General features: G+C 69.9%; 12 protein-coding genes and 1 tRNA gene. 3 read left to right on the top strand and 10 right to left on the bottom strand.

Annotated features, from left to right (window positions below):
• Window positions 1-268 precede the first annotated feature (268 nt).
• The 3 genes from ACVCAG_RS16845 to cysS form a co-directional block, all read right to left on the bottom strand.
• Window positions 269-341, bottom strand: a tRNA-Thr gene (locus ACVCAG_RS16845).
• Between the two features lie 72 nt (window positions 342-413).
• Entirely contained in the window at window positions 414-1,382 is a 969-nt protein-coding gene (gene rlmB / locus ACVCAG_RS16840; protein ID WP_440070397.1) for a 23S rRNA (guanosine(2251)-2'-O)-methyltransferase RlmB, read from the bottom strand.
• A 23-nt stretch (window positions 1,383-1,405) separates the two neighbouring features.
• Window positions 1,406-2,803, bottom strand: a complete 1,398-nt coding sequence (cysS, locus tag ACVCAG_RS16835; protein WP_440070398.1) for a cysteine--tRNA ligase — start codon at window positions 2,801-2,803, stop codon at window positions 1,406-1,408.
• Between the two features lie 632 nt (window positions 2,804-3,435).
• Here cysS and ACVCAG_RS16830 point away from each other — a divergent pair.
• Entirely contained in the window at window positions 3,436-4,854 is a 1,419-nt protein-coding gene (locus tag ACVCAG_RS16830) for a hypothetical protein (protein ID WP_447190005.1), read from the top strand.
• Window positions 4,855-5,646: 792 nt separating this feature from the next.
• On the opposite strand, the gene ACVCAG_RS16825 is transcribed toward ACVCAG_RS16830, so the two are convergent.
• The 4 genes from ACVCAG_RS16825 to ACVCAG_RS16810 form a co-directional block, all read right to left on the bottom strand.
• Window positions 5,647-5,913 carry a GlsB/YeaQ/YmgE family stress response membrane protein gene (locus ACVCAG_RS16825; RefSeq protein ID WP_440082759.1) on the bottom strand — a complete coding sequence of 89 codons (267 nt, stop codon included), beginning with the start codon at window positions 5,911-5,913 and terminating at the stop codon, window positions 5,647-5,649.
• 93 nt (window positions 5,914-6,006) lie between these two features.
• On the bottom strand, window positions 6,007-6,273 hold the full coding sequence (locus tag ACVCAG_RS16820; RefSeq protein WP_362678273.1) for a GlsB/YeaQ/YmgE family stress response membrane protein: 267 nt from the start codon (window positions 6,271-6,273) through the stop codon (window positions 6,007-6,009).
• A gap of 187 nt (window positions 6,274-6,460) precedes the next feature.
• Window positions 6,461-6,919, bottom strand: a complete 459-nt coding sequence (ispF, locus tag ACVCAG_RS16815; RefSeq protein ID WP_362678271.1) for a 2-C-methyl-D-erythritol 2,4-cyclodiphosphate synthase — start codon at window positions 6,917-6,919, stop codon at window positions 6,461-6,463.
• 17 nt (window positions 6,920-6,936) lie between these two features.
• Window positions 6,937-7,419 carry a CarD family transcriptional regulator gene (locus ACVCAG_RS16810; protein WP_030924410.1) on the bottom strand — a complete coding sequence of 161 codons (483 nt, stop codon included), beginning with the start codon at window positions 7,417-7,419 and terminating at the stop codon, window positions 6,937-6,939.
• A gap of 261 nt (window positions 7,420-7,680) precedes the next feature.
• On the opposite strand from ACVCAG_RS16810, the gene ACVCAG_RS16805 reads away from it, so the two are divergent.
• Entirely contained in the window at window positions 7,681-8,262 is a 582-nt protein-coding gene (locus ACVCAG_RS16805; RefSeq protein ID WP_440070401.1) for a copper chaperone PCu(A)C, read from the top strand.
• A 197-nt stretch (window positions 8,263-8,459) separates the two neighbouring features.
• Here ACVCAG_RS16805 and ACVCAG_RS16800 read toward each other — a convergent pair whose 3' ends face one another.
• Complete coding sequence (locus ACVCAG_RS16800) at window positions 8,460-9,149, bottom strand: response regulator transcription factor (protein WP_362678267.1); 690 nt, start codon at window positions 9,147-9,149, stop codon at window positions 8,460-8,462.
• Window positions 9,146-10,327 carry a sensor histidine kinase gene (locus ACVCAG_RS16795; protein ID WP_362680557.1) on the bottom strand — a complete coding sequence of 394 codons (1,182 nt, stop codon included), beginning with the start codon at window positions 10,325-10,327 and terminating at the stop codon, window positions 9,146-9,148. The genes ACVCAG_RS16800 and ACVCAG_RS16795 overlap by 4 nt, the downstream gene beginning before the upstream one ends.
• Window positions 10,328-10,485: 158 nt before the next feature.
• On the opposite strand from ACVCAG_RS16795, the gene phoU reads away from it, so the two are divergent.
• Complete coding sequence (phoU, locus tag ACVCAG_RS16790) at window positions 10,486-11,145, top strand: phosphate signaling complex protein PhoU (RefSeq protein ID WP_440082758.1); 660 nt, start codon at window positions 10,486-10,488, stop codon at window positions 11,143-11,145.
• Window positions 11,146-11,271: 126 nt separating this feature from the next.
• On the opposite strand, the gene ACVCAG_RS16785 is transcribed toward phoU, so the two are convergent.
• Window positions 11,272-12,015 carry a phosphoglyceromutase gene (locus ACVCAG_RS16785; RefSeq protein ID WP_447190004.1) on the bottom strand — a complete coding sequence of 248 codons (744 nt, stop codon included), beginning with the start codon at window positions 12,013-12,015 and terminating at the stop codon, window positions 11,272-11,274.
• Window positions 12,016-12,155 lie beyond the last annotated feature (140 nt).

Here is a 12,155-nt window from a genome sequence, read left to right as displayed (position 1 = left end):
GGGACCGGCGCCCACGCCGCACGCCCGGACGGCGGGCGGGTGGAGGGCCGTGCGGCGGCGTGCCGCGCCGCCGCTTGACGCGCGCGGCGCTGATCTACCAGCACGCCAGCCAGGACCGGGACAAGGTCATCGCCGAGGCGCTTGGGCAGGCGTTCAAACGGGCACAGGAAGCCATCGGGTACGCAACGGGCACGGAAGATCATAAAGTTTCCCTGAACGACGAAAGGCCAGGCCAACCGATATCGGTTGGCCTGGCCTTTCACATACGAGCCGACGAGGGGAATCGAACCCCTGACCTACAGTTTACAAGACTGTTGCTCTGCCGATTGAGCTACGTCGGCGCGGTCGCCAGTCGAGTGTAGTCGGCTCACTCCCCGTACGTCACCGAGGTATGCCCTGCCGATCGCGAACCGTTAGGAACGGCGGTGGCGGGCGACCTCGTAGAGGGCGATGCCGGCGGCGACCCCGGCGTTGAGGGACTCGGCGGCGGCATGCATCGGGATGCGGACGACCAGGTCACACGACTCGCGGACCAGGCGGGACAGGCCCTTGCCCTCGGAGCCCACGACGACGACCAGCGGGCCGTCGAGGAGGTTGGCCTCACCGAGGTCGACCGTCCCCTCGCCGTCCAGGCCGATCACGAACAGGCCCGCCTCACGGTACTCCCGCAGGGTGGCGGTGAGGTTGGCGGCGCGGGCGACCGGCAGGGTGGCCAGCGTGCCCGCCGAGGTCTTCCAGGCCCCGCCGGTGACCCCTGCCGAGCGGCGGGAGGGGATGACCAGGCCGTGGGCGCCGAAGGCGGTGGCCGAGCGGGCGATGGCGCCCAGGTTGCGGGGGTCGGTGACGCTGTCGAGAGCGACGATCAGCGGGACCTCCGCGGCCTCCTGGGCGACGCGGACCAGGTCGTCGGGATGGGCGTAGTCGTACGCCGGGATCTGCAGGGCGATGCCCTGGTGGATCCCGCCCTCGGTGAGGCGGTCGAGCTTCTCCCTGCCGACCTCCAGCATCGCGATGCCCCGGTCGGCGGCGATGCGGACCGACTCCTTGACGCGGTCGTCGTTGTCGATCCGCAGAGCCACGTAGAGCGTGCTGGCCGGAACCCCGGCCCGCAGCGCCTCGACGACGGGGTTGCGCCCGCCGATGTGCTCGGGCGCGTCGTCGCTCCGCCGGGTGCGGACCGGGGTGCGCGGGGAGGAAGACCTGCCGGTCTTCTCCTCGCGCTCGATCCGCTCGGTGCGCGCCTTGTCCTTGTGCCAGTGCCGCAGATGCGCCGGCGGGGTGGCCCCCCTGCCCTCCAGGCCACGACGGACGTTGCCGCCCGTGCCCTTGGTCGGACTCTTCTTCTTCGCGGGTCGCCCGGACCCTTTACCCCCACCAGCCATGGTCTATAGCGTACGGCCTGGTTTCACCGCGAGAGTTCCCAGCGTGGTCCCTGGGGGGTGTCCTCGACGTGGATGCCCGCGTGGGAAAGCTGGTCACGGATGCTGTCGGCGGCCGAGAAGTCCTTGCGCGCCCGCGCCGCCTGCCGCTGTTCCAGCGCGACGGCGACCAGCGCGTCGACGGTCGCCCGCATGCCGGTCTCGCCGCCCGAGGAGCGCCACTGCTCCGAGCGCGGGTCGAGACCGAGGACGTCGAGCATGTTCTGCGTCTCGGCGAGCAGCCTGGCCACCTGCTCCTTGTTGCCCTGGGCCAGCGCGACGTTGCCCTCGCGGACCACCTCGTGCACCACGGCGAGCGCCTGGGGGGTGCCCAGGTCGTCGTCGAGGGCGTCGGAGAAGGCCTGGGGAAGCGGCGCGTGGGCGTCGACGTCGTGGATGACCTCGGCCGCCCGGGTGACGAAGCCCTCGATGCGCTGGTAGGCCGAGGCGGCCTCGAACAGCGCCTCCTCCGAGTAGTCGATCGAGGAACGGTAGTGCGGGGCCGCCAGGTAGTAGCGGAGCTCGACCGGGCGGACCTTCTTGGTGACCTCGGGGACCAGCAGGGAGTTGCCGAGCGACTTGCTCATCTTCTCCGCGCCGATCTTGAGCATGCCGTTGTGCATCCAGTAGCGGGCGAAGCCGTCGCCGGCCGCCTGGGACTGGGTCAGCTCGTTCTCGTGGTGCGGGAAGATCAGGTCGACGCCACCGCCGTGGATGTCGAAGGTGGACCCGAGATACTTGGTCGCCATGGCCGAGCACTCCAGGTGCCAGCCGGGGCGACCCCGGCCCCACGGGGTCGGCCAGGTCGGCTCACCGGGCTTCTCGCCCTTCCAGAGCGCGAAGTCGCGCGGGTCACGCTTGCAGGAGTCGGTGTCGGTGTCGCCCGCGGCCCGCATGTTCTGGAGCTTCTGGTTGGACAGCGAGCCGTACCGGTCGGCGTAGGACATGACGTCGAAGTAGACGTCGCCCTCGGAGGCGTAGGCGTGTCCGGCGGCGATCAGCCGGTCCATCAGCTCGATCATCTCGGGCACGTGGCCGGTGGCACGGGGCTCGACGGTGGGGGGCAGGCAGCCCAGCACCTCGTAGGCCCAGGTGAAGGCCCTCTGGTTGCGCTCGGCGACGGCGAACCACGGCACGTTCTCCGCGGCGGCGACTCTAATGATCTTGTCGTCGATGTCGGTGACGTTGCGGCAGAAGGTCACCTCGTAGCCGGACCTGATCATCCAGCGGCGGAGCACGTCGAAGTTGACGCCCGAGCGGATGTGCCCGATGTGCGGGGGAGCCTGCACGGTGGCACCACACAGGTAGATCGAGGCCCGGCCGGGTTCGACCGGGACGAATTCGCGGACAGTGCGTACGCTGGTGTCGTATAGCTGCAGGCTCACGAAGGCAAGGCTAATGCCTCACCTCCCCTCACAAACCGAGTTGCGGGACGTTGAAGACACTCAGCAGAGTGTTTTATGACCATTGGCGGCGAATGTCGCCCAGTTGGTCCGGCAGAACGGCATCGCGACAGAAGACGCGGCCGATAGTGATCCTGACGACCATCCTCTCCACCTGGAGATTCCGCTCGCCCCACCCCTCCCCCGGTCTTCGCGTGTCATCTCCCGGGCGAACGCCCCGTCGGGATCATCCTGTCGAGGCGGCCGTCCCTCTCACCTCCACGCGGCGATGACATGGACGAGGTGGCGGTAAGAGCCGGCGCGGTCGGACACCGCGACGGCCGTGCGCGGGTCGCGCGAAGTCGACGCCCTCACGCCGTGCCCTGACCGTCGAGAAGCCGAGAACACGACGCTGTCCCCGACCGTCGACACCAGGATGTCGCCCCTGTCCGTCTTCGCCCGGACGGCACTCGCCCGCGGGCTGTCGACGCCGTTGAGACCCGTCACGGGGCGACGTTCGCCGCGTCGGACATCTCGCGCGCGGGATCGGATGATTTTGCCGGCCCTCTGCCTCGACCGCCTTCGAAAAACTTCCCCGATCATGCTAGATGCCGATTCTGTAGGCTCAAAGGGCCATGGACGTCAAATCTCCCGGGGCAGCAGGCTCGATCTCCCGCCCGCCCCCGCCCCCGCCCCTGCCCATCGCCGCCGAGCCGAGCCGGGTGGCCGTCGCCCTGCGCCGCGCCGGGATCGCCGTCACCGGAGTCGGCGTGGCCGCGCTCACCGCCGCGGCCTGCGTGCTCTCCTTCGAGGATCTGCGCGCCCTCGCCGTGGCGGGCAGGGCGCCCGTCGGCCTCGCGTATCTGTATCCCGCCGCCTTCGACGCCCTGCTCGTCATCGCGATGATCGGCGTACTGCTGCTGCGCGGCGGCCGGTGGCCGGTACGGCTGCAGGCGGGTGTGATCCTGACACTGCTGTTCGCCGGCGCGGCCGCCGCCGAGGTGTCCACCGCCATGCGGATGGCAGTGGACGAGGGGCGCGCGGCCGTCGTGGTCGCCGTCGCCCCCTGGGTGATGCTGATCCTGGCCCTGTGGCTCTGGCTCCTGCTGATCAAACACGCCGCCGCCCGGAGGGCCGCGAGCGACGCGGCCCTGTCCGGCCTGCCGTCGTCCGAGCGCGACATCGTGCCGTTCCCCGAGGCGAGCCCGGCGGCTCCGAACCGCCCCTCCGCGCCCGACCCCGGGGAGCGGTGGCAGGACCCGCCGGCCCACCCTGAGCAGCCCGTCCGCCCTGGTCACGAGGAGCATCCGGGTCACGGAAGCCGTCCGGGCCATGGGGACCACCCCGGTCACGGGGACCGCCCCGGTCACCCGATGCATCCAGGGCATCTGGTGCACCACTCCGCGGCGGAGATCATGCTCGACCCGCATTCCGCGCCGCCCCTGGAGGCCGCCCCGCACCACGACCTCCCGGTGGGAGAGCCGGTGGTCGGTCCCACCGCGGCACCGGAGACACCCGAGGTCACCGACATCCCGCAGGACCCGCCGTCTTCGCGGGAACCCGCGGCCCCCCGGCCGGGCAAGCCGATGCGCTGGGGCGACCTGGTCCGGCCGCGCCAGGGCGACCTCCTCGTCCACCCGCCCCGCCCGGCCGTACGAGCACCCGAGCCTGAGAGCGGCGGCAGGGTCAGCGAGCGGGTGGAGACGTGGGACAGCGACACCGACCTTCCCCGGGAGCAGGCGGCCGAGGTGAGCGAGCGCGACGCCGACACCCAGCCGATCCTCGCCGTGAAGGACCGCCCGGCGAGTGCCCCACCGGGCGGGACGGCCACGGAGCCGGCGGCGACGACGCCCGCGGAGAGCGCCGCGAAGGCGCCTGTGGCGAGGGAGAGGCGCACCACGGGCCGGAAGGCCGGAAAGTCCCCCGACCCGGCGCACGGCGCCGAGGCCGCCGAGGCCGGGGAGGAGGCCGAGGCGCGGTCGCACGACGAGGACGGCGCCGCGGCACCGCCCTCCGGGCGGATGCGCAGCACGCCCGTACCCCCGGGTGAGTGAGAGATCGGGGGGCGCGTCAAAGACGAGAGCGAGCGGGAGGCGGACCTGGACGCGGGAGGCGGATCCGATCCGTCTCCAGGCGGCCGTCGAGCACGACAAGAACCCCGAGCCTGACGTTCCGGCGACCCGGCTCCCCTGCGACCCGGTGACCCGGTGACCCGTCGATCCGCCGACCCGGTGCCGCGCAACCGGCCGCGGCCGCCCGCCGGACAGGGCGGCAGGGCCCGGCCATGTCCGGTGCTCCGGTCGTACGCCCGTCGGGTCAGCTCCGGGGCCTGGGAGGAGCTGACCCGGTCTTCGGGCCGTCGCTCAGCGAGGTCTCTCAGCCGGGATGGCCGAGACCGCTGAGATCGGCTACGTGGTCGGCGTCCCTCCGGCCCCGTCCACACCCCGCCGCCGCCCGGCCGGCGAAGAGGCCGGCCGGGCGGCGGCGGGGTCTGTGCCACACGCCGCGGTGGAACCGAGCGGCGGTCTCCTGCCGGAACCACCGTTCACCACCGGGTGTTGGACCGGCCCGCAGCTATTCGCTCACACATGTGTGAACGGCGCCCCGCTGCGGACCGGCGATTTGCTCACCTCCGGGCCCGGGCCAGGATCGGCCGGAAGCCGGTTCGGCACGCTGCTCGAACCGGCCTTGAACGACCGAGACCCGCTCGGCAGATCAGATGGAACCGAGCGGGTCTTCTCCTGGAGCACGATGACATCGTGCGCGTCACCGCGATTGCCTCCGGACCGGAGGGGGTCCAGTCGAGTCTCGGCGAGGTCACCGGGATGGTTCACCCGGGGTGTTCGCTAGACCCTGGAGCGCTTGAGACCCGCGACCAGGCCGACACCGACGATGGCGAGGCCCACCTGCATGACGAGTTCGATCCAGTCGATACCGTCCGTGGTGGTGACGCCGAGGACCTGGGCGAGGGCGGTACCGATAAGCGCGGCGACGATGCCGACGACGACGGTCAGGATCACTCCGATCGCCTGCCTACCGGGAAGCAGGAGACGGCCGAGGGCGCCGATGACCGCGCCGATAACGATTGCCCCGAGAATGGACGCGATAGTCATATTCAACCTCCCAGTGATCGTGAGACCTTCACTCTCACAGGGAGGTGGCTACCCCCTGAGTCACGGTTATTCCTAACAGTGGCAAAAAATCCTTCAGTGCGTCTTTCTCGCCTGCATCTGGACGACGAGGAGCACCGCGAGCACCGCGAGTGCCAGCTGGATGATGTGCTCCCACCAGTCGATCCCTCGCGTGTTGGCCAGACCGAGCGCTCCGGCGATGAGCGAGCCGATGAGCGCGGCGACGATGCCGACGATGAGCGTCAGACCGATGCTGATGTTCTGGCGCCCGGGAAGGATGAGACGCGCCAGGGCACCGATGATGGCGCCGATGATAATTGCGGAGACAATCGAGACGATCATGTCCGGCTCCCCCTGTTACGAGACACGGTCACCAAGGGGTTACCCAGCGCATTCATTGATCACGCTAAAAGGAGGGGTGGCCCGTACCGCGCCAGTAACGGGCCACCGCCTCGATATGGATCGACGAGCATTCCGCGCCGCCCGCCGGAACGTTTTCACGTTCCGTATGGAAGACGTCTGACACCCGCTACAGGTTCACCACGATCGCGGTCGCGACGGCCGCCACGCCTTCGCCGCGCCCGGTGAGGCCGAGCCCGTCCGTCGTGGTGGCGCTGACGCTCACCGGAGCCCCCACGGCGGCGCTGAGAGCCTTCTCGGCCTCGACGCGACGGGGGGCGAGCTTGGGACGGTTACCGATCACCTGGACGGCCACGTTGCCGATCTCGAAGCCCGCGGCACGCACCTTGCGCGCGGTCTCCTCCAGCAGGGCGGCACCCGAGGCGCCCGCCCACCGGGGATCGGACGTGCCGAACAGGCCGCCGAGATCACCGAGACCCGCCGCGGACAGCAGGGCGTCACAGGCGGCGTGGGCCGCGGCGTCACCGTCAGAGTGACCGGCCAGGCCGGTCTCGCCGGGCCAGTGCAGACCGGCGAGGTGAAGCTCGCGGCCAGAAGCGAACGGGTGGACGTCGACCCCGACGCCCACCCGTGGAAATGTCTTGTTCAGGAGTTGAGAACCTCGTCCAGCAGGGCCTCGGCCTTGTCCTCGTTCGTCTTCTCCGCGAGCGCGAGCTCGCTGACGAGGATCTGCCTGGCCTTCGCCAGCATCCGCTTCTCTCCTGCGGAGAGTCCGCGCTCCCTGTCTCGCCGCCACAGGTCGCGAACGACCTCGGCAACCTTGTTGACGTCGCCGGACGCCAGCTTCTCAAGGTTCGCCTTGTAGCGTCGGGACCAGTTCGTGGGCTCTTCGGTGTGAGGCATTCGAAGCACGTCGAAGACGCGCTCAAGGCCCTCTTGTCCGACGACATCGCGAACACCGACGAGTTCTGCGTTGTCAGCCGGCACCTGGACGGTAAGGTCGCCCTTGTCGACCTTAAGAACCAGGTAGGTCCTTTCCTCACCCTTGATGGTTCGGGTCGTGATCGCCTCGATCCGAGCAGCCCCGTGGTGGGGGTAGACGACAGTGTCGCCGACCTGGAAAGTCATGTGACAAGTACCCCTTCCGCTGTACTCAAGAGTACCACGTATCCACAGCCTCCCGGAACAGTGAAATCACCATAACTGCAGGTCAAAGCCGCATCTTATGACTTGACAAGTGCCCAAGTGTGTGAATCAAGGGGACAAAAAGCACTTATGACCTGCGTTCCGCGGCTTCGGATGATGAGGTGGGGCGGCGGGAAACCCGGTAAACGTCGCCGATAGGGTTGCCCTTGCCCTATCTCACGCGTGACAAGGAGAACTCGCACCGTGACCCGCAACATCCGCCACCGGGCGATCGTCGCCGCGGCGTTCCTCGCAGCCGCTCCGGCCCTGGCCGGCTGCGGTGCCGGATCCGACGCGATCACCAACAAGCCCTACTCGCCGACCGAGGCGCTCTCGGTCAAGACGAAGGGCATCGACATCTCCCAGGCCTTCTTCCTGGGGCCGGACTCCGGCGCGACGCTGCCGGCCGGGGCGGCCACCCCGCTCTACCTGTCGGTGGTCAACACCAACGCGGGCTCCGACCAGCTCGTCGGCCTCGGCGTCGACCCCGCCCTCGGTACGGCGAAGGTGAGCGCGCCCGTGACGCTCCCTCAGGACCAGCGGGTGAACGTCGGCAAGCCGACCCCCACGATCCTCGTCGAGGGGCTGAAGAAGCCTCTCAGGGGCGGCGAGGGCCTCAAGGTGCAGTTGCAGTTCGCCAACGCCGGCATCGTGCAGCTCACGATCCCCGTCATCACCCGCAGCCGCGAGTTCACCGCCTACCCGCAGGCTCCCGGCGCCTCCGCGGCCCCCACGCCGTCACCCACCCCCTCCGCCACCACCGGGGACGAGCACTCGGGCCACTGACCCTCCGGGGCCGGCGACGGCCTCCGGACACGCCGAGGGGCCGTACGGCGCGGGCACGCCGTACGGCCCCTCGGATCGTCCGGAGGCGAAGCGTCCGCCCGGACGGGCGTCGTCCCGGAAGCGGGCGATCGTCCGGGAACGGGCGGGACGGCCCAGACCTCGGCGGGTCGGACCTCCGAGGCCCAGACCTCGGCGAGTCAGACCTCGGCGGGGTCGAACTTGTAGCCCAGCCCCCGGACGGTGAGGATGCAGCGCGGGTTGGAGGGGTCGGACTCGACCTTGGCCCGCAGCCGCTTGACGTGCACGTCCAGGGTCTTGGTGTCGCCCACGTAGTCGGCGCCCCAGACCCGGTCGATGAGCTGGCCCCGGGTGAGCACCCGCCCGGCGTTGCGCAGCAGCACCTCCAGCAGCTCGAACTCCTTCAGGGGCAGCTGTACCGGCTCACCGCGTACGGCGACGATGTGGCGGTCGACGTCCATCCGGACCGGACCGGCGGCCAGCACCGCCGACTCCAGCTCCTCCACGTCGCCCTGGCGGCGCAGCACCGCGCGGATGCGGGCCACCAGCTCTCGCGAGGAGAAGGGCTTGGTGACGTAGTCGTCGGCGCCGAGCTCCAGCCCGACGACCTTGTCGATCTCGCTGTCCTTGGCGGTGAGCATGATGACGGGCACGTTGGAGCGCTGCCGGAGGGAGCGGCAGACCTCGGTACCCGGCAGGCCGGGGAGCATCAGGTCGAGCAGCACCAGGTCGGCGCCGTTGCGGTCGAAGGTTTCCAGCGCCTCCGGCCCGGTGGTGGCCACGGCCACCTCGAAGCCTTCCTTGCGCAGCATGTATGACAGGGCGTCGGAGAACGATTCCTCGTCCTCGACAACGAGCACGCGAGTCACTGCGCGGCCTCCAGGGGAATCGTGACTGTTGCTGGTTCCGTGACCGCCATGCCGCCGAAGGCGGGCAGGCGGAGGGTGAAGGTGGAACCGGAACCTTCCTTGCTCCACACCGTGACCGCCCCGTTGTGGGAGGCGGCCACGTGCTTGACGATGGCCAGGCCGAGGCCCGTGCCACCGGTCGCCCGCGAACGTGCCGCGTCGACGCGGAAGAACCGTTCGAAGATCCGCTCCTGGGCGCTCTCGGGAATGCCGATCCCCTGGTCGCTCACGCTGATCTCGACGGATTCGGTGTTGGGGCCCGCCGCGCGGGCGCTGACCACGACCCGGGTGTGCTCGGGGCTGTAGGCGACCGCGTTGTCGATGAGGTTGCGCAGGGCGGTGACGAGGAGCTCGTCGTCGCCCCATATCCGCAGGCCCTCGACCCCACCGGCGACGAGGGTGATGTCCTTGGCCGCCGCGGTGGTGTTGCAGCGGTCGATGGCCTCGTGCACCGCCTCGTCGATCAGGACCGGGCCCGGGGTGGGAATGGGCTCGGCGCCCTGGATACGGGAGAGGGTGATGAGGTCCTGGACGAGGTAGGTGAGCCGGGCCGCCTCGTGCTGCATGCGCCCGGCGAAGCGGGTGACCGCCTCGGGGTCGTCGGCGGCGTCCTGGATGGTCTCGGCCAGCAGCGACAGCGCGCCCACCGGCGTCTTGAGCTCGTGGCTCACGTTGGCCACGAAGTCGCGGCGCACCGCCTCGACGCGGCGGTGCTCGGTCTGGTCCTCGGCGAGGACGAGCACCTGACCGTGCGAGCCGAGCGGGGCGACCCGCACCGCGAAGTTGGTCGACTCCTGGCCGAACTTGTGGCCGGCCACCTCGATCTCGCTCTCGCGGATCTCGCCGTCCCTGCGTACCTTCCTGGCCAGGGCGAGCAGCTCGGCCGCCATCAGGTGATCTCCCTTGACCAGGCCGAACGCGCGTGCCGCCGAACTGGCCCGCAGCACGCGGTCCTCCTTGTCGAGCACGACCGCCGAGGACGGCAGCACGGCCAGCACCGAGGCGACCCCCTGCGGCAGCGCGCCGGGCTCGACGCCGTCAACCGGTGTCATCGCACTCCGCTGTCCATGGGTATGGCGGACGACCATCACGGCCAGCGCTCCCACGACGAAACCGGCCAGTGCGGCCAGGCTCGCCATCAGCTCACTCACGTGGTCCTCCCGTAGGCTTCACGCCCTCGATGGTAGGTCGGGCTTTTCCTATTGAGGACTGCTAAGGGGGCATGACCACGGCCTTTCCCATAAAGTTCACTTTACGGTCGAGGTTCGTTCACCGTTACCGCCCTACGGTGAGTCTCATGCGCGACGCCTACCACGAAGAACTCGACGCCCTCACCGAGCGGCTGGTCGAGATGACCCGACTCGTGAGGTCGGCGATATCGCGGGCCACCACCGCCCTCCTGGACGCCGACATCCACCTCGCCGAGAGCGTCATCTCCCAGGACGAGGAGGTCAACCGGATCTTCGCGGAGATCGAGGCCTCGATCTTCGACCTGATGGCCAGGCAGCAGCCCGTGGCCGTGGACCTCAGGATGATCATCGCGGCGCTGCGGATGGGCACCGACCTGGAGCGCATGGGCGACCTCGCCGAGCATGTGGCCAAGATCGCCCGGTTGCGCCATCCCGAGTCCGCCATCCCGCCGGAGGTACGCTCCACCATCCTGGAGATGGGGCAGATCGCCGAGCGCCTCATCACCAAGACCGGCAGCTGCATCGCCTCGCGTGACGTGGAGTCTGCCCTGGAGCTGGAGTCCGACGACGACGCCATGGACAAGCTGCACCGGAGGCTGTTCAAGGTCCTGATGGCCCCCGACTGGAAGTACGGCGTCGAACCGGCCATCGACGTGACGCTGATCGGCCGCTACTACGAGCGCTACGCCGACCACGCGGTCCGCGTCGCGCACGACGTGGTCTACCTGGTGACGGGCTCCCGTCCCCAGGACACCTCCGCCTTCTGACCCCCGCCGCCCCTCGCGAACGTCTTCGCGAGAAGCCGGAAAAGGAGGGAGGGCCCGCCGGATCCGGCGGGCCCTCCCTCCTTTCGTCTGTTACGGATGGCTTTCTTCGGTTCCGGGATGCCGGGGCTATTTGCCCTGGTTGGCCACGGCCTCGATGGCGGCCTCGGCGGCGGTGGGGTCGAGATACTGCCCGCCCTTGGTGACCGGGTGGAAGTCGTCGTCCAGCTCGTACCGGAGCGGGATGCCGGTGGGGATGTTGAGCCCGGCGATCTCGTCGTCGCCGATCCCGTCCAGGTGCTTGACCAGTGCCCGGAGCGAGTTGCCGTGCGCGACGACCAGCACGTTCCTTCCCTGCGCGAGGTCGGGCACGATCTGGTCGTACCAGTACGGCAGCATGCGCTCGACGACGTCCTTGAGGCACTCGGTCCTCGGCATCAGCTCGCCCGGCAGGAGCGCGTAGCGGGCGTCACCGGCCTGGGAGAACTCGTCGTCGTCGGCGATCGGGGGCGGCGGGACGTCGTAGGAGCGGCGCCAGAGCATGAACTGCTCGTCACCGAACTCGGCCCGCGTCTGCGCCTTGTCCTTGCCCTGCAGGGCGCCGTAGTGGCGCTCGTTGAGCCGCCAGGACCGGGAGACCGGCAGCCAGAGCAGGTCCGCGGCGCCCAGCGCGAGGTTGGCCGTCTGGATCGCCCTGGTCAGCAGGGAGGTGTGCACCACGTCGGGACGCACCCCCGCGTCGAGCAGCAGCCGCCCGCCGCGGCGCGCCTCCTCCTCGCCCTTGGCCGAGAGCCCCGCGTCCACCCATCCGGTGAACAGACCCTTTGCGTTCCACTCACTCTCACCGTGCCGAAGCAGCACCAAAGTCGACATGCCGACAAGCTTAGTGGGCGCTTGCTTGGCGTCTCCGGCGCTCCACCCGGCCTGAACCCGGTCTGAACCCGGCCTGAACCCGCCCGGCCCGCCGGCGGACCCGGCCGCCCCGGCCCTCGGAGCCGGCCTTCGAGGGTTCG

It is taken from the genome of Streptosporangium sp. G12 (genome assembly GCF_052983175.1).
This window is presented reverse-complemented; position numbering and strand designations above follow the sequence as displayed.

Coding starts and splice junctions, on each gene's coding strand:
- rlmB (WP_440070397.1), bottom strand. CDS start 1,382: ATGGCTGGTGGGGGTAAAGGGTCCGGGCGACCCGCGAAGAAGAAGAGT.
- ACVCAG_RS16830 (WP_447190005.1), top strand. CDS start 3,436: ATGGACGTCAAATCTCCCGGGGCAGCAGGCTCGATCTCCCGCCCGCCC.
- ACVCAG_RS16825 (WP_440082759.1), bottom strand. CDS start 5,913: ATGACTATCGCGTCCATTCTCGGGGCAATCGTTATCGGCGCGGTCATC.
- ACVCAG_RS16820 (WP_362678273.1), bottom strand. CDS start 6,273: ATGATCGTCTCGATTGTCTCCGCAATTATCATCGGCGCCATCATCGGT.
- ACVCAG_RS16810 (WP_030924410.1), bottom strand. CDS start 7,419: ATGACTTTCCAGGTCGGCGACACTGTCGTCTACCCCCACCACGGGGCT.
- ACVCAG_RS16795 (WP_362680557.1), bottom strand. CDS start 10,327: ATGGCGAGCCTGGCCGCACTGGCCGGTTTCGTCGTGGGAGCGCTGGCC.
- phoU (WP_440082758.1), top strand. CDS start 10,486: ATGCGCGACGCCTACCACGAAGAACTCGACGCCCTCACCGAGCGGCTG.
- ACVCAG_RS16785 (WP_447190004.1), bottom strand. CDS start 12,015: ATGTCGACTTTGGTGCTGCTTCGGCACGGTGAGAGTGAGTGGAACGCA.